Source organism: Biostraticola tofi (genome assembly GCF_004343195.1).
In the GTDB taxonomy this organism is placed as follows: domain Bacteria; phylum Pseudomonadota; class Gammaproteobacteria; order Enterobacterales; family Enterobacteriaceae; genus Biostraticola; species Biostraticola tofi.
Genome location: NZ_SMCR01000005.1, coordinates 22,621 through 39,270 on the forward strand (window position 1 = coordinate 22,621; position 16,650 = coordinate 39,270).

Consider the following 16,650-nt stretch of genomic DNA (forward strand, 5'->3'; position numbering starts at 1 on the left):
GGGGGCGTGACCCAACTAAAAGAGCAAATCTATGGCTGACACTAAGCCGGTAATGCGCGCTCCCGGCAAAAAAGGTGACATTATCTTCGCTGCTTTGGTCAGACTGGCGGCGATTGTTACGTTACTGCTGCTGGGCGGGATCATCGTTTCCCTGGTTGTGGCGTCCATGCCCAGTATTCAGAAGTTTGGCCTAGCCTTTCTCTGGACCAGGGAGTGGAACGCACCCGCCGGACAGTTCGGCGCTCTGGTGCCTATCTACGGCACACTGGTCACCTCCTTTATCGCCCTGCTCATTGCTGTTCCGGTCAGTTTCGGTATCGCCCTTTTCCTGACAGAGCTGGCTCCAGGCTGGCTTAAGCGTCCTTTGGGGGTAGCCATTGAACTGCTGGCGGCTATTCCGAGTATTGTGTACGGCATGTGGGGGCTGTTTATTTTTGCGCCGCTGTTTGCCACCTATTTCCAGCAGCCGTTGGGCGATGTGATGTCGTCGGTGCCGTTTGTCGGCGCCCTGTTTCAAGGTCCGGCGTTCGGTATCGGTATCCTGGCCGCCGGGATCATCCTGGCGATCATGATAATTCCCTACATTGCGGCAGTAATGCGCGATGTATTCGAGCAAACGCCGGTATTGATGAAAGAATCGGCCTACGGCATCGGCTGCACCACCTGGGAAGTCATCTGGCGCATCGTGCTGCCGTTCACCAAAAATGGCGTCATTGGCGGCATTATGCTGGGCCTTGGCCGTGCGCTGGGTGAAACCATGGCGGTCACTTTCATCATCGGCAATACCTACCAGCTCGACAGCGTTTCCCTGTTTATGCCCGGTAACAGTATCACTTCGGCACTGGCCAACGAGTTCGCCGAAGCGGAGGAAGGTCTGCACACCGCCGCCTTGATGGAGCTGGGACTGATTTTGTTTGTTATTACCTTTATCGTGCTGGCCTGCTCCAAATTCATGATTTTGCGGCTGGCTAAAAATGAAGGGGCTAAATAATGGCTACGGTAGAACATTTTACTCGTTCAGCATCTGATACCGAGGGCAGACGTAAAAAACAGGCCGGACGCCGTCTGGTAAATCGGATTGCGCTGTTTTTGTCGATGTCCACCATGGCGTTTGGACTGTTCTGGCTGTGCTGGATACTGGTGGCGACGATAGTGCGTGGCTTTGACGGCATGTCGCTGTCGCTGTTTACCGAAATGACGCCGCCGCCCAACACCGCCGGCGGCGGCCTGGCCAATGCGCTGGCAGGCAGTGGACTATTGATTCTATGGGCGACCATCTTCGGCACGCCTTTGGGTATTCTTGCCGGTATCTATCTGGCCGAATATGGCCGTAAATCGCTGCTTGCTGAAGTCATCCGCTTTATCAACGATATTCTGCTGTCCGCGCCGTCTATCGTGGTAGGGCTGTTCGTCTATACCATCGTGGTGGCCAAGATGGAGCATTTCTCCGGCTGGGCCGGGGTGATAGCCCTGGCGCTGCTGCAGGTGCCCATTGTTATTCGAACCACTGAGAACATGATGAGGCTGGTGCCGGATACGCTGCGTGAAGCAGCCTATGCCCTGGGGACGCCGAAATGGAAGATGATATCGGCCATCACCTTCAAGGCATCGATTTCCGGGGTGATCACTGGCGTACTGCTGGCAGTGGCGAGGATTGCCGGTGAAACAGCGCCGCTGTTGTTTACCTCGCTGTCCAACCAGTTCTGGAGTACCGACCTGATGCAGCCCATCGCCAACCTGCCGGTCACCATCTTCAAGTTCGCCATGAGTCCGTTCAGTGAATGGCAGCAGTTGGCCTGGGCCGGTGTGTTGCTGATTACCTGCTGCGTACTGCTGCTGAATATTATCGCCCGCATCATATTTGCTAAAAAAACCTATTAGATTTCAGACGACGATGCGTCATTGATTGAAAGAGAGAGTGTTGCATGACCAGGATAACCAATGCCAACGACAGTAAAATCCAGGTTCGGGATCTGAATTTCTATTATGGCAAATACCATGCGCTGAAAAACATCAGTCTGGATATTGCGCGTAACCAGGTAACGGCGTTTATCGGCCCCTCCGGTTGCGGCAAATCGACCCTGCTGCGCACTTTTAACAAAATGTACCAACTTTATACCGACCAGCGGGCGGAAGGGGAAATCTTGCTGGATGGCGAGAATATCCTGACCGACAAACGCGACGTTTCACTGTTGCGTGCCAAAGTAGGTATGGTGTTTCAAAAACCGACGCCGTTCCCGATGTCCATCTATGACAATATCGCCTTCGGCGTGCGCTTGTTTGAAAAACTTTCCAGAGCGGACATGGATGAGCGGGTACAATGGTCGCTTTCCAAAGCGGCCCTGTGGAATGAAACCAAGGATAAACTCCACCAGAGCGGCTATAGCCTTTCTGGCGGGCAACAGCAGCGGTTATGCATTGCGCGCGGTATTGCCATCCGTCCGGATGTGCTGCTGCTAGACGAGCCCTGTTCGGCGCTGGATCCTATTTCCACCGGCCGCATCGAAGAGCTGATTTCTGAACTGAAAACCGATTATACCGTGGTGATTGTCACGCATAATATGCAGCAGGCAGCGCGTTGCTCAGATCACACGGCGTTTATGTATCTCGGTGAGTTGATTGAGTTCAATGATACGGACCGTATTTTTACTGCTCCGCAGCATAAACAAACCGAAGATTATATTACTGGCCGCTATGGTTAATGACGGGGCACATCATGGACAATCTTAATCTCAATAAACATATATCAGGCCAGTTCAACGCCGAACTCGAGCATATCCGCACTCAGGTGATGGCCATGGGCGGCCTGGTGGAACAGCAGCTTACCGATGCCATCAGCGCGATGCACAGCCAGGATGAAGATCTGGCCAAACGGGTGGTGGAAGGCGATGCCCAGGTTAATATGATGGAAGTGGCGATTGATGAGGCTTGCGTGCGCATCATCGCCAAGCGTCAGCCTACCGCCAGCGATCTCCGGCTGGTGATGGCCATCATCAAGACCATTTCCGAGCTGGAGCGAATCGGAGACGTAGCCGATAAAATTTGCCGAACGGCGCTGGAAAAATACTCCCAGCAGCATTTACCGATGCTGGTCAGTATCGAGTCTCTGGGACGGCATACGGTGCAGATGCTGCACGATGTGCTGGACGCCTTTGCGCGCATGGATCTAAATGAAGCGATCAGGATTTATCGCGAAGACAAGAAAGTGGATCAGGAATATGAGGGCATCGTTCGCCAGCTGATGACCTATATGATGGAGGATCCGCGCACCATTCCCAGCGTGCTGACCGCCTTATTCTGTGCCCGCTCGATTGAGCGTATTGGTGACCGTTGCCAAAATATCTGTGAGAATATTTTCTATTTTGTCAAAGGCCAGGATTTTCGCCACAAAGGCGGAGATGCGCTGGAAACCCTGCTGATGGACAAAGAAAATAACTCACCAGAGGCATGACACTGGTAGATAAATCATCCTCATGATAAAGCCCCGTTAAGGGGCTTTATGACTTTTATCATGCAGTTGCAGCCGCCTGACACGTTAACTGCCAGCCTTTTTGACGCCATAAATCCGGCAATTGCGCCATATGGTCAAAATGTGTCACTAGAGGATGATCGATGCGGAGATTATGCGGGTCGGCGCAGTAATAGAATACCGGGATCCCGGCCGCAATACCGGCTTGGGTGCCTGAAACGGAATCTTCCACCAGAATGCATTGTTCAACCGGCAGTGCAAGCTGCTCGGCAGCATGATGAATCAGCGCCGGATCGGGTTTCCAGCGGCGGATATCATAGCCACTGTACAGCTTATCGCCAAAAAAGGACCTCAGCCGGGTTAACCCCAGAGAGTGCTCCATTTTGCTTACCGGCCCATTGGAAACTACCGCCACCGGTACGGTTATCTGCTCCATCAGTTGCTGTACCCCTTCGATAGCAACCAGCCGCTCATCGAATAAGCGTGCGACTTCACGGCGGTATTCAGCTTCAAGTAGCGCAACATCCTGCTGCAGACCATGGTGTTCCCTGAGAGAGGCAAAGATGTCATACAGTTTGACGCCTTTAAAATCCTTGGTCACCCGGTCCAGAGAAAGCGAAATGCCATAGTTGGCGGCTACCACGACGTAGGCTTCGCAGCATAGAATTTCACTATCAACCAGTGTGCCGTCACAGTCGAAAAGAATACAGGAAACCATTGCTATCTGCCCACCCTCTCTATAGATGTAGACCAGCAGTATAACCCGCAATCAGCTCTTGAGGTAGTTAACAATCGACAGGCAATGCCAGTATCAACATAGTTTATATCAATTATTTTTATCAATTATGTTCATTGCTATACCTATGCCAGATAATAGACCGCCTGCAGTTGCCAGGAAATAAGGATAGTATTTTTTCGTATTTTCATCAAATTTATCAGAGTCGCCTATTTCATAAATTCCTATTATGGTACATGCAACGATTAATGTGGGGGAAATTATTTTGGCAGCTTTAATAACCAACGAAGAAGAGGAATTTTTTATTCTATTCAATTTCCTCAACAGTGTAATGCTTTTATTTTCAAAATAATCACCAGGGAGGTTTTTGATCGTGGATTCATGAATTGGGGCAAGTAAATAGAGTTCATTATCATTTACCCTACTATTATTAATGAAATTTTGGTTGATCATGGTAATCCTCATAAGGCAAAGTGTGGAATTTATTATCCAGCATATGCTCTGAATGACCTGTTTGGCTGGGTCATTTTAATCCATCAATCTCTTTTTTGCGTAAACACTTATGAATTGGCTTATCTCAGACATTAATCCTGGCCATAAAGGCCAGGCTGGGAAGTGAAATATCATTCAGGGCCAGCGACGAATCACCAGTGAAGTATTAATACCGCCGAAGGCAAAATTATTGGACTGAAAGAATTCAGTATCAATATACCGGGGTTCTCCCATAATATAGTCTAGCTCGCCGCATAAAGGGTCGGGGTTGTGCAGATTAAGCGTTGGCGCAAACCAGCCTTCATGCATCATCTCCAGGCTCATCCAGGCTTCCAGTGCGCCACAGGCACCCAGGGTATGGCCAAAGTAGCTTTTTAATGACGATATCGCCGTCCGGGCACCGAAGATCGCCGCCGTGGCCTGACTTTCAGCAATATCACCCCGTTCGGTCGCGGTGCCGTGGGCACTGATATAGCCGATATCTTCCGGCGCCAGGCTGGCATTTTTCAATGCCTGGCTGATGCAGATCTGCATCGTGGATTGCTGGGGCTGGGTAATATGGCTGGCATCGCAATTGGTCGCAAAACTGATTATCTCGCCATATATCCTGGCACCGCGCGCCTGGGCATGGCCCAGCTCTTCCAGAATCAGCGTACCGGCTCCTTCGCCGATGACCAGGCCGTCTCTGGCTGCGTCAAAGGGAGACGGTGTCAGGGAGGGGTGATCATTCATCTGACTGGTGGCGAACAGGGTATCGAATGCGGCTGCTTCAGAAGGGCAAAGCTCTTCACCACCTCCGGCAACCATCACTGTCTGGTAGCCGTGACGGATAGCTTCATACGCGTAGCCAATGGCCTGGCTGCCAGAGGTACAGGCGCTGGACGTCGGGATTACCCGGCCGCGCAAGCCAAAAAACAGGCTGGTGTTTACGGCTGCGGTATGGGGCATCATTTGGACATAGGTAGTGCCAGTAATATTATTGGTGTGTTTTTCCGTCAGCATGGTGGCGAAATCGCTTACCGGTTTGGTACTGCCGGTAGAAGACCCATAGGCAATGCCGGTCTCACCACTGGTCAGAATCGGATCATCGAGCAGACCGGCTTTTTCCAGCGCCAGTTCGGTCGCGCGGGTGGCCAGCAGCGATACCCGGCCCATGGATCTGATGCGTTTCCGGGTGTAGTGCGCTGGCAGCGCAAATGCCGGTATCGGGGCGGCCAGTTGGGTATTGAGTCCTTTGAATTCCCGCCATTCAGGCATGTATTTAACGGCATTTTTCCCAGCCAGCAGTCCTGTGGAAACTGATTGCCAATCTTCGCCAAACGCGGTGACGCCGCCCATGCCGGTAATGACCACGCGCCGGTTCATTGCATTCCCCCGTTGATGGAAATCACCTGCCGGGTGACATAGCCCGCAATATCGGACATCAGGTAACTGGCAAGTCCTGCGACTTCGTCTCCTTGTCCGATGCGCTTCATCGGAATAAGGCTCATCGCCTGTTCCAGCGCAGCTGGCTCCATTGCCGTCATACCGGTTTCAATCAGCCCCGGGGCGATACAGTTAACGGTTATCCGGCGCTTGGCAAGCTCAACCGCCAGTGCTTTAGTGGCACCGATGATGCCGGCTTTAGCGGCACTGTAATTGACCTGTCCCCGATTGCCCATCAGTCCGGAAACCGAGGACATCGTGATAATTCTGCCGCCGTTTCGAAGCCCAATCATCGGCATGATGCAGGGGTGTATAACATGGTAGAAGCTGTCCAGGTTAGTGTGCACGACCGAATTCCAGTCATCGATGCTCAGGGCAGGAAAAGCGCCATCACGGGTAATGCCGGCATTGCAGACAATGCCATAATAGGCGCCATGTGTGTTGATATCGTCTTCCAGCTTCAGACGGCAGGCTTCACGGTCGGCAGCATCAAACTGTATCAGTCGGCCGCCACGGTGATGCAGGCCAGCGAGTCTTAAGGTTTCTTCTGCTCCTGCCCGATCGCGGTGGTAGTGGACAATGACCTGAAAGCCATCCTGCGCTAGACGGCAGGCTATAGAACGTCCAATGCCTTTACTGGCCCCTGTAATTAATACCGATCGTGTCATTAAGTTAATTCCTGGCCAAAAGCGGGCTGATTTCATTGTTATTGGGTTGATAAGTGGTAAGCCTTGCCGCGGCAACCTGGGTTTGATCTATTAAAATTTGGCACTCAAAGCTGCCGATGCGTTCATCCTGCAGCAGCAGACTGATACGCACCTCCAGTTCAGTACCATGGTTGAATGAGGGCTCGGAACAGGTGAGGCCACGACAGCCTAGCAGTAAACCCACACTGGGGGGCTTTCCCTGACAATGGGCATGCCATCCGGACCAGACGCCGATAGTCTGCGCCATGATTTCCAGGGCATACCAGCCAGGAAGGTTGCCGGCTGCATTCAGAAAGGGGGCAACGACTGAATGGGTATCTATCCTTACATGGCAGACAGCGCTTTCAGCAGTCACTTCGCTAACCCGTTCAACCAGCAGCATCGGCTCTTCATGGGGCAGGTAGTCGGCGGCAGGCAAAAAATCAGTCACGGGCAGGCTCTCCCAGAATCAGACAGGTGTTATTGCCACCAAAAGCGAATGAATTCGACATGATGCGCCGTTGGCGCAGCCGTGAGGTTGAAGTAAGCAGTCCGCATTCGGCAAGGGTCCGATCGCGGCCGGCGCTGGAAAATGATTGCGCCGGTAGCGGCAGGTCAGCGGTAAGCAGCAGCCATGCCAGAGCGGCTTCAATCGCGCCGGCCGCACCGAGGGTGTGGCCGGTCAGATGCTTGGTAGAGCTGCAGCCGACCTGGTCGGCAAACAACGCCTGAATGACCTGCGCTTCAATATGATCATTAAGCCGGGTCGCGGTGCCGTGCAGATTGATATAGCCGATATCCGCCGGCTGTAATCCGGCATCGGCCAGCGCCATGGTAATTGCCCGTTTAGCGCCTACGCCATCGGGATGAGGCGCCGACATATGCCAGGCATCGGATGATTCTCCGCACCCCAGCAGGGCAATCGCCTGCGGTTCAGCACTAAGCAGCATCAGTGCTGCGCCCTCGCCGACCGAAATACCGTCCCGGTCGGCGCCAAAGGGCGCACAGCGTTGGGCCGAAAGGCATTCCAGGCTGTCGAAACCATTGATGGTCATGCGGCACAAGCTGTCCGCTCCGCCGACAATGGCCACATCGGCCATGCCGGCTTCGATAATGCGGCGGCCGCTGATGATGGCCCTGGCACTTGATGAACAGGCAGTAGACAGGGTATAGGCCGGGCCGGTGAGCTGCAGCAGCGCCGACAGGAAGCGAGCCGGATCGCCCAGTTCCTGTTGCTGATAGTGATAATCAGACAGGGGTTTTTCCCGCCGCGCTGCCCCGAACAGCTGTTCGCTTTCGTTCAGGCCTGAGGTACTGGTGCCCAGCACCACCGCCACCCGATCTCGGCCATAGGTCGCAATGGCGTTTTCAACCTGGGGTCTTATCGGGTCCAGCGCCGCCAGCAAAAGCCGATTGTTTCGACTGTTATGGTGCTCTAGCCTGGCTGGAATCTCAGGCAACGGCCCGCAAACGTGCCCCAGCCAGCAGGGACGGCCGCCTGACAGCCAGTCATGGCTCAAGGCCATTCCCGGCGCATTGCCGAGGGAGAGATTAGCGCTGATGTCCGCCAGCGTGTTGCCGAGCGCATTGACCATGCCGACGGCGGAAACATAAATCATGATAAATTCATCCGGAAATGATAAGAACGGCTGTTACTGTGCCAGGCGCTGTATAGCGATGCGGTAATGGAATACCCGGTTTTCGACAATCACAGGCTGGCGTTCGCCCTGAAAAAACGCATAGGTAATGGTGCTCACCACCTGGCCTTGTTTATCGGTCAAGATGCGCTGGCGATCATCATCCGTTAACGACCATCCTTTGGGTAATAAAGGCTGCCAGTCGCTTCTCGGCCAGTAACTGAGCATAATATCCGCCAATACCTGATTGGGCGGCGGCAGTTGGGGCAGTACCAGCGATTGTTCAGTATGGATGCCACGGTCGTCATAGGACAGCCGGAACAGCCGAATCCCCAGTGCCGAAAGGCCAACAAGCGTAAGCTTTTGTCGATCGGCATTCAGCAGCACCAGCAGTGAATGCTGCTGGCCATTAACTGTTGCCGTAAGCAACTGCTGCTGGTTAATGGCCGGGCTGATACCCGGTGCCGGCAGCGACACGCTGACACCAGGCTGCAGCCAGGCCGAAGGCGGCTTTGAACGGCTGGTGCAGGCGGACAGCCCGGCAATCAGGCTGAGCATTATGATAAAACGCGCGATGGTCATTTTCGAGGTCTCTGTAAACGGGCAGCGGCCAGTGGCGACAAGATAAACGCGGTAATAATGCCGCTGCAAAGAACAATGCCGAAGCTCTGGATAGCTTGCGTCTGGCTGAAAACCAGCATGCCGAGCGTCAGCAGCGTGGTGATCACTGCCAAAGTGATGGCGAGCATAGAGGTGGTCGGCGTTCCCTGCGGATTACCGAAAAATAGCGTGTAATTAACGCCGATTCCCAGCACCAGCACCAGCGCCAGCATGGCGAACAGGTTTAACGGCTGCCCGCTCCATGCCAGAACCGCCAGTCCGGTTCCGACGGACAAAACCGATGGGATGACGCTCAGTAGTCCCTGTCGCCAGCCTTGGCGTACGCTATAGCTGATGGCGATAAGGGCCAGTGATCCCAGTAACAGCCAGCTCAGCATCGTGCGGTAATGGGCGAACAGCAGATCGAAATCCGCTTTTCGATCAACCCAGCTCACGCCGGGGAAACGCTGAGCCAGCAGGTTCAGGGCCGCGGTATCGTTGACGCCGTCTACCGGAACCAGCACTGCGCTTTGCCCATTAGGCAATGACAGCCACAGCAGACGCCACCCTTCACTGACCACGCTTTGCTGCCAGTCCCCGGGCGTCACCGGCATCGGGCTGAGCGAAGGTTCCACAGGGCCTAGTCCCAACTGCTGCAGGCGGGAAACCACCGCGGGCGTCGCCTGTTGAAGCAGAGCCAGATCCTGCTGCTGGCGTTGCAGCGAGGAGAGCGGTAATAAGCGATAGGATCCCAGCAGGCCTTCACTGCGCGCCCTGGCAAGCGCCGGGCTGAAGTGTTCAAGCCGTTGCAGCGTCTGCTCAGCGCTGTCTCCGGTTACCACAAACCACTTTTGATCCAGTCCTTGGCCGGTGAGCCGGGTTATCGCATTTTCCTGGCGTTGAACATCGCCGGGCAGGGACTGAAGCCGGGCAACGTCATCGTCTATATGTAACTGTGTCAGGCCGGACAGGGCAAACAGCGCGATCGTCAGCGGCAAACCGAGATAGACGGTTTTGCGGTGGCGCCACGCGCTTATCCAGCCGAGAATCAGGCCCAGTGCGGGAATCGGCCTTACCGGCAGGCGTCGCACCAGCAGCGGATACCAGCAAATCACCGTCAGACAGGCCGCCGCCAGGCCGCTGGCGGCAAATACCGCCAGTTGGCGTAATCCTGGAAAGGGGGCCAGCAGCATGACCAGCCAGGCCAGCACCGTCGTTGCCAGCGCCGTAAGCATCGCCGGCAGCACTTTTCGCAGGCTGCCCATGGGACTGGTATGGGCGCCATGCACCAGCCGTTCAGTCAGGAAGTAAAGCGTATAGTCAGCTGAAATACCGACGATGCTCAGGCTCATGACCAGCGTCATGATATGCAGTTCGCCAAAAATAAACAGGCTAAGGGCTGTACCGGCTAATGCGCCAATCCCCACCGACAGGGCGCACAACAGCAGCGGCAGCATTGAGCGGAACACCAGACCGACCAATAACAGCACGCCGAGCACGGTCGCAAGGCCCAGTGTGGAAATATCATGTTTAGCCTGCTGGCTGGCGTGGTCACTGTAAAAGAGCGTACCGCGGGACAGCAGTTTCGCCCCGGGCCAGCGGTTCTCTAACTGCTGTTGCAGGAGGGACAACTGTGAAACCAGCTGGTGGGCCCGGGTCATGTCATAGGCAGAGGACACCTGCTCCCCGTGGATCATGTACCATCGATTCCCCTGGTCATCCCGGCTCATCAGCCAACCATTATCCAGCGTCAGCCTTGAGGCCTGCTGGCTCAGCGCCAGCTGGGACCCGCGCACCAGCAGCAGCGGGTCATGGCGAATTTCCTGGCCGCTGACGCCGGCGAAAGCAGAATAAAGCTGTCCGGCAATCCAGTTGGCCTGGACATTTCCCCCCTGCGCCAGCCGTTTGCGGGTCTCTTCATCGATCATGGCATTGCGATGGGTGAAAAAAAACGCGCCCCAGGATTGCTGCTGTGCATCGGTCATCTGTCCCTTCACCGTGGCAATCCCGGACAGTTGCGCCAGTTGTCGGGTCCACCATTCGACCGGTTCCAGGCCGTTTCCTTCTCCTGGACTGACCATCCACACCAATTGCCTGTCGAGCCGTTCGATAAATGTGTCGTATATCGCCGTTGGCAACTGGCCCATCGCTTGTTCGGGAAGCAAAGCCAATACGCTGCTGTTGATCTGGCTTTTGGGCGCCACCAGGGCCAGCGTCGCTATAAGCGCCAGACATACCGCCAGCCAGGTAGCGGCCAGTAGCCGATGAAATTTACTGAACGTCAAAACGCTGCCTTTCTTGTGCATTGAGGGATGACGGCGAGGCGCTTTGGCGGCTGAAAGTGATGTCGGTGGCATCGCCCTGCTTATCCTGAAGCTGGATTTGGTCCAGATAGGTCTGTCCTTCCAGTTGGATACGGGTAAACAGCTTGTCCAGCGGCGCTACGCGCGGCGTCAGGATAAGCCGCCAGCGCTCCTGCCCTTTATCGGTAAATTCCAGGCTAAAGTTTTGCTCCAGAACCGCCCTGTCGGCCTGAAACAGCGCCCGCAGGAGATGATTGAACTGAAACATTTGTGGATTGCTTTCGGCGGTAATGATTTGGGGCGGCTGTTCTTCGGTCACCTGGACCATTCGCCGGTCGTCAAGAATCAGCGTCAGTCCGAAAGGTTGGCGCTGCCGCCACCAGAGTCCCTGCTCACGAGCTATCAGCAGCTCGCCGCTTGAACGCAAGGGCGCGACACCGCTGATATGGCGTTGTTGAGTAAACTGGGCGCGAATGACCGGCTGAGCGGCAAAACGCTGCTGCAACTGGTCGAGGGTCACGGCATTGGAACCGGCCGAAACCGCCAGCAGCAGTAACAATGTCCAAGTCTTCATTGAATCCTCCCCAGGCGCTCAAACAGTATCTGCGGGCTGACAAAACACAGCTCACCGGTTTGCAGCTCTACCGCCACCTGAATGGTGTAGGCGGTGGTGGTCGGTTTATTGCCGGCGATATCAAAAATTCGGTAGCCAATACGCAGGCGGTTTTCATATTCTTCAAGGGTGGCCTGCACTCGGATACGCTGTTCAAAGGTCAGAGGGCTGCGGTATTTAATGCGCGAGTCCACTACCGGCCAAAGATAACCCGAGGCCTTCATGGCCCGATAGCCGTAGTCGAACTGGTTTAGCAGCGCTTCACGGGCTATTTCCATATAACGAAAATAGTTTCCATGCCATACCACACCCATGGCATCAACATCATGAAACGGGACGGTTAATTCCACCTCGGTGGTAAAGCGGGGGTCCGGATTTATCATTTCAGACATCTTCTTTTGCAGGGGGTGAGGCTTCCGGCAGCTGCCAGAAGTCAAAAAAGTTAAACCAATCCAGCGGGGAAATCAGACAATAGTGCTCAAGCCTGGCGGCATAGCGGTCTACGGTTTGTTGCAGCATCAGTTGCCGCTGGCTGCGCGGTAATGCTATGCGGTCGGCAAAATGCTCAAAGTGGATCTGCAGTCGGTTATGCTGTTTAAGCGCAAATATCAGCGCCACCGGGCAGCACAGCGCGGCTGCCAGGATAAATGGCCCCTGAGGAAATGGCGCCGGTTCGCCTAAGAATTCGCTCCAGATAACCCGGGGTGACGGATTCACCGTTCCGGGGGCAATTACCGGTGTCCGATCACCAACAATAGCCACCCATTCCCCGGCGTCCAGTTTGGTTTTCAGCAAAATGGCGGTATCCGGACCGATTTCATCGACCGCAATCAGATTGATACCGGCATCAGGACATACTTCGGTCAGCAATGCCTTGAACCGCTTGGCGTGCGCGCTGAATACCAGGGCATTGATTTTTATGTTGCCGCTTCCCTGCGCCAGGGCGCGGCAGACTTCAATATCTCCCAAATGGGAGGCCAGGACCAGCAGGCCTCGCTGTTGTTCTATATGCTCTTTTTGCCTTTCATCGGCGAAAACCACCTGATCGCCGAGCCGCAAATCTCCGCGCCAGCCGGCCAGTTTATCCAGCATGGCATTGCCAAAGCGCATAAAATGGCGAAAGCTGTTCAGGGGATGGGGCAGCGAGACGCCTTTGCGCTCAGCGGTAACGGTAATTCGGCTAAGGTAATTAACCGAGGCCTGACGCGCTGTCCGGCCGGTTAACCAAAAATAGCCGATAACCGGATAGAGCAGGGCATTGAACAGCGTTCTGCCGCCGATCCGATAGGCTGTCAACATAACGCGCATGCCCAATGCGCCGTGGCGCTCTTCGGTACGTGACCAGTGATCCTTTCGGCTACGCCGGCGCCAGTTACGCGCCAGCAGCCCGGGAAGACGCGGCAGCATGCCCAAAAACAGCCTGGCGTGCATCAGTGAGATGCGGGCATTATCACGCAGCCCATCAAAATGGGATAAACCCTCGGCCGGATAGGTCACCCTGGTGGGAATAAACCGGCTTTCCGTTCCTTGCCAGTAAAGCCTGACCATCACTTCAGTATCGAAATCCATCCGTTTGCCAAGCGCTACCGCTCTAGCCAGCGCCAGAGTGGTGGGCACAGGGTAGACCCTGAACCCGCACATACTGTCTTTAAGCGTCAGCGACAGTGTTTCTATCCATACCCAGACATGGGTAATATAGCGGCCGTACAGCCTGGCGCGCGGCACCGACTGATCATAAATCGGTTGCCCGGAAATCAACGTGTTCGGCTGAGCCGAGGCTGCGGCGATCATCAGGGGAATATCTTCCAGGCAATGCTGGCCATCAGCGTCAACCTGCAGGGCGTGAGTAAATCCGGCCTCTGCAGCGGCAGCCAGTCCAGTAAGCACTGCCTGGCCTTTTCCCTGATTGATCGCGTGCCTGACCAGCGTAATCCCAGGGCCTGCCAGCGCACGGAGCATCTCCCTGGTGCCCGGTTCGCTGCCGTCATCAACAATAATGCACTGCAGCCCAAACGGGCGCAGGCGTGTTATCACCGCAGGCATCATCGGTCCATGATTGAAACAGGGAATGACGATACAGACCGATATCGGCGCTGTGGCTAAGGGCGTCAGGGGCATATTTTTATTTTCCCGCTGCTGACAGTGATAGGCTCATCGGCATCAGGCTGGTGGATAAGCTGGTAGCGAAACTGCAGCTGGCGCTGCGGTTGCCGCCATTCCAGAGAAAGCAGCAGGCGCTGGCCGGGCCTGACCGGGTACTGAAATTTTACATTTTCTATACCGCCGAACTGCCCGCAGATAAGCCCGGTATGGCGGGCGTAATGCAGTACCCAGTCGACCTGGGCCACTCCCGGCAGTATCGGTAGCTGGCTGAAATGGCCGCGAAACCAGAACAGCGACGGCGTCAGCAGCAGTTCCAGTTCTCTCTGGTGGTCCGCTATTGCACGACGGGAGATTTCTTGCGGTAACATTATCCGAATAACTCCATAAGCGCTCGCCTGTCGGTTTTACCCTGCGAGGTAAGCGGCAACTGTGAGACAGTACGCCAGTAGCGCGGTATGGCGACCGGATCGATCCAACCGGTTAACGCTTTACGCCACTGCCGTACCCGCTCAGGTCTGGGGATAGTCGCCAGCGCCGTTGTCCCCTCAGTCGTCAGAACGATGACCGCCGCCAGACGTTGCCGGCCATTTCTTTCCAGCGGCAGCACGGCGGCTGCCGTAATTTCAGGCAGCATGCAAAGGCGTTTTTCGATGGCATTCAGCGAAATTCTTTTTTCTTCGATTTTGACCGTCAGATCACGTCGTCCCGACAGCTCAAAACGGTTGCCATCGGCATTAAGCTTGATATGGTCATCCAGCAGATAACCCATGGGATCGTTAATAAGGGCAGAGGTGGCGATGATTCTCGCCGTATCCGCCATTTGTGGGCAAGCGGGAGCGTCGGTTTTCAACCGGACACCGTGGAAAAGATGCCAGTATTGTTCTTGCCGGCGGCGACGTCGCCAGCCGATAACGCCGGTTTCGCTGGAACCGTATATTTCCGTCACTTCTTGGCCGAGCCACTGTCCGGCCCGCTGGGCAACATCCGGGCACAGCGGTCCGCCGGCAGAGAATACCGCAGCACAGCCTGGAGCAGGGAGGGTGTAATCCAGCCGCCTGAGAAAAGCCGGACTGCTGATAATCAGGTTCACGGCATCTGAACCCTGGCGGCTCAGCTCTTCCGGAAAATGAATCTGATCAGTGACAAAGGGGATACCCAGCGACAGTGGCAGATAGAGCCTGAAGGTCAGTCCATATAAATGCTGATGACTGACGCTTGAGACAATACGGTAGCTCGGATGACGCAGGTATTGCATGCCGATGATATCGGCTATCCAGCCGGCTTCGGTGTCCATCGCCTTCAGCGTTTTGATGACCGGTTTAGGCTGGCCGGTGGATCCTGAGGTGAACATCATCAGGGATGTGTCACCAGCTAACGCCTGAAGAGGCAACGGATGCCGGCTATCGTCAGCGGAAGGTCCTACCACCGGGCAGCCTGGATCAAGCGCCATATCACTTATCACCGCATCAAAAAAGCACGCCTGTTCCCTTAACAGATTTTCCCGGCAATGGCCGGGTATCACCGGCAGTTTACCGTTATAAAGCACCGCCAGCAGCGCCACGGCAAAACGATAGCTGTTGTCGAAACACAGGGCATAACGTTCAGCAGATTGCTGATAAAGCCGGTGTCTGCACCGGGAGACATCCCGCCGCATATCTCCCAGCGTCAACGTAACGCCATCTTGCCAGGCGACAGGCAGCGAGTCAGGTCTGTCATGGCTGAGCCAGCCAGCCAGAGGAAGCGTCTTTATGGCGTTCAATGCTGCACCTGGACCCGTTTTCTTACCCGCCATTCAATCCCCATCAGCAGCGCCATAAGCAGGTAGCTGATGGCACCATTATAGAGCGCCCAGAAAGACATAGTTCCGTAGAGACACGAAAACAGCGCCATGCTGCCGTTGGCGAGAAAAAACAGGCACCATGCAATAGTCACTTTGCGGGTATAGGCGACCCCTGCGGGACTGAGATTGGGTTTCTGCAACCGGGCCAAACGCTCAACCAGGCTGGCCCGGCTGAACAGCGACAGTCCAAATAGGACCAACATCAGTGCATTGACAATGACCGGATAATATAACAATAGCTGGTACTGTTTCAGCAGCAAACTGGCGACACACAGCACTATGCCAGTCAGCGCCAGTGCTGAGGCTAGCCAGGGCATTGACAGCCGCCGCCGACAGAGCAGCATCCTGAGTATAAACATCAGGCCCAGCAACGCGGCCAGGCGTTCTGGTGGCCAATGGCTCAACCCCAGCCAGACGGCGAAAGGATAAGCGATAAGCGCCAGCACACCCAGGAAGCGCAGCAGGCAAGAAGGAAATAGGCGTTTCACCCGCTGTCAGGCCGAGGTCAGCAATTCGACAACAGCATCAACCACATCCTGAACCGTTCTGACGGTTTTAAACTTCTCAGGGTTGATCTTCTTACCGGTTTTCTTTTGCAGATGAACCACCATATCCACCGCATCGATACTGTCGAGTTCAAGATCTTCATATAAGCGTGCAGAGGGCGTGATCTGCTCCGGCGCCACTTCAAACAACGTTATCAAAAGTTGCGAGACTTCCTGGTAAACTGCATTCTTATCCATCAC

General features: G+C 55.0%; 19 protein-coding genes. 4 read left to right on the plus strand and 15 right to left on the minus strand.

Annotated elements, in window-relative coordinates; genetic code table 11:
* Positions 1–31 precede the first annotated feature (31 nt).
* From pstC to phoU, 4 genes are read left to right on the plus strand one after another with little or no spacing between them, the layout of a single operon-like run.
* On the plus strand, positions 32–991 hold the full coding sequence (gene pstC / locus EDC52_RS11780; protein WP_131865534.1) for a phosphate ABC transporter permease PstC: 960 nt from the start codon (positions 32–34) through the stop codon (positions 989–991).
* Entirely contained in the window at positions 991–1,881 is an 891-nt protein-coding gene (gene pstA / locus EDC52_RS11785; RefSeq protein WP_131865535.1) for a phosphate ABC transporter permease PstA, read from the plus strand. The genes pstC and pstA overlap by 1 nt, the downstream gene beginning before the upstream one ends.
* A 44-nt stretch (positions 1,882–1,925) precedes the next feature.
* Positions 1,926–2,702, plus strand: a complete 777-nt coding sequence (gene pstB, locus EDC52_RS11790; protein ID WP_131865536.1) for a phosphate ABC transporter ATP-binding protein PstB — start codon at positions 1,926–1,928, stop codon at positions 2,700–2,702.
* A 14-nt stretch (positions 2,703–2,716) separates the two neighbouring features.
* A complete protein-coding gene (phoU, locus tag EDC52_RS11795; RefSeq protein WP_131865537.1) occupies positions 2,717–3,451 on the plus strand; it encodes a phosphate signaling complex protein PhoU in 735 nt (244 codons plus the stop codon).
* A gap of 58 nt (positions 3,452–3,509) precedes the next feature.
* On the opposite strand, the gene yieH is transcribed toward phoU, so the two are convergent.
* The 15 genes from yieH to EDC52_RS11870 all read right to left on the minus strand — a co-directional run bounded on the left by yieH (position 3,510) and on the right by EDC52_RS11870 (position 16,647).
* Entirely contained in the window at positions 3,510–4,187 is a 678-nt protein-coding gene (yieH, locus tag EDC52_RS11800) for a 6-phosphogluconate phosphatase (RefSeq protein WP_407924216.1), read from the minus strand.
* Between the two features lie 108 nt (positions 4,188–4,295).
* Positions 4,296–4,658 carry a hypothetical protein gene (locus EDC52_RS11805; RefSeq protein ID WP_131865538.1) on the minus strand — a complete coding sequence of 121 codons (363 nt, stop codon included), beginning with the start codon at positions 4,656–4,658 and terminating at the stop codon, positions 4,296–4,298.
* A gap of 174 nt (positions 4,659–4,832) precedes the next feature.
* Positions 4,833–6,062 (minus strand): beta-ketoacyl-ACP synthase, encoded by a 1,230-nt coding sequence (locus tag EDC52_RS11810; RefSeq protein WP_131865539.1) that lies wholly within the window; start codon positions 6,060–6,062, stop codon positions 4,833–4,835.
* Positions 6,059–6,790 (minus strand): 3-ketoacyl-ACP reductase FabG2, encoded by a 732-nt coding sequence (locus EDC52_RS11815; protein WP_131865540.1) that lies wholly within the window; start codon positions 6,788–6,790, stop codon positions 6,059–6,061. Before EDC52_RS11815 ends, EDC52_RS11810 begins: the two co-directional genes overlap by 4 nt.
* Positions 6,791–6,794: 4 nt before the next feature.
* Entirely contained in the window at positions 6,795–7,259 is a 465-nt protein-coding gene (locus EDC52_RS11820) for an ApeP family dehydratase (protein ID WP_131865541.1), read from the minus strand.
* On the minus strand, positions 7,252–8,427 hold the full coding sequence (locus EDC52_RS11825) for a beta-ketoacyl-[acyl-carrier-protein] synthase family protein (protein ID WP_131865542.1): 1,176 nt from the start codon (positions 8,425–8,427) through the stop codon (positions 7,252–7,254). Before EDC52_RS11825 ends, EDC52_RS11820 begins: the two co-directional genes overlap by 8 nt.
* Positions 8,428–8,460: 33 nt before the next feature.
* A complete protein-coding gene (locus tag EDC52_RS11830; protein WP_131865543.1) occupies positions 8,461–9,027 on the minus strand; it encodes a DUF3261 domain-containing protein in 567 nt (188 codons plus the stop codon).
* Positions 9,024–11,330: an MMPL family transporter gene (locus EDC52_RS11835; RefSeq protein WP_230468027.1), complete on the minus strand. Its 2,307-nt coding sequence runs from the start codon at positions 11,328–11,330 to the stop codon at positions 9,024–9,026. The genes EDC52_RS11830 and EDC52_RS11835 overlap by 4 nt, the downstream gene beginning before the upstream one ends.
* Positions 11,317–11,922 carry a LolA family protein gene (locus EDC52_RS11840; protein WP_131865544.1) on the minus strand — a complete coding sequence of 202 codons (606 nt, stop codon included), beginning with the start codon at positions 11,920–11,922 and terminating at the stop codon, positions 11,317–11,319. Before EDC52_RS11840 ends, EDC52_RS11835 begins: the two co-directional genes overlap by 14 nt.
* Positions 11,919–12,344 carry an acyl-CoA thioesterase gene (locus EDC52_RS11845; RefSeq protein ID WP_131865757.1) on the minus strand — a complete coding sequence of 142 codons (426 nt, stop codon included), beginning with the start codon at positions 12,342–12,344 and terminating at the stop codon, positions 11,919–11,921. The genes EDC52_RS11840 and EDC52_RS11845 overlap by 4 nt, the downstream gene beginning before the upstream one ends.
* A gap of 1 nt (position 12,345) precedes the next feature.
* Entirely contained in the window at positions 12,346–14,079 is a 1,734-nt protein-coding gene (locus EDC52_RS11850) for a glycosyltransferase family 2 protein (RefSeq protein WP_131865545.1), read from the minus strand.
* Positions 14,070–14,432, minus strand: coding sequence for an ApeI family dehydratase (locus EDC52_RS11855; protein ID WP_131865546.1), 363 nt, complete (start codon positions 14,430–14,432; stop codon positions 14,070–14,072). Before EDC52_RS11855 ends, EDC52_RS11850 begins: the two co-directional genes overlap by 10 nt.
* The gene (locus EDC52_RS11860) at positions 14,432–15,823 is read right to left on the minus strand and encodes an AMP-binding protein (protein ID WP_165911706.1); all 1,392 of its coding nucleotides are present in this window, start codon (positions 15,821–15,823) and stop codon (positions 14,432–14,434) included. Before EDC52_RS11860 ends, EDC52_RS11855 begins: the two co-directional genes overlap by 1 nt.
* Positions 15,820–16,392, minus strand: a complete 573-nt coding sequence (locus EDC52_RS11865) for a COG4648 family protein (RefSeq protein ID WP_131865548.1) — start codon at positions 16,390–16,392, stop codon at positions 15,820–15,822. Before EDC52_RS11865 ends, EDC52_RS11860 begins: the two co-directional genes overlap by 4 nt.
* 6 nt (positions 16,393–16,398) lie before the next feature.
* Positions 16,399–16,647: an acyl carrier protein gene (locus EDC52_RS11870; RefSeq protein ID WP_407924214.1), complete on the minus strand. Its 249-nt coding sequence runs from the start codon at positions 16,645–16,647 to the stop codon at positions 16,399–16,401.
* Positions 16,648–16,650 lie beyond the last annotated feature (3 nt).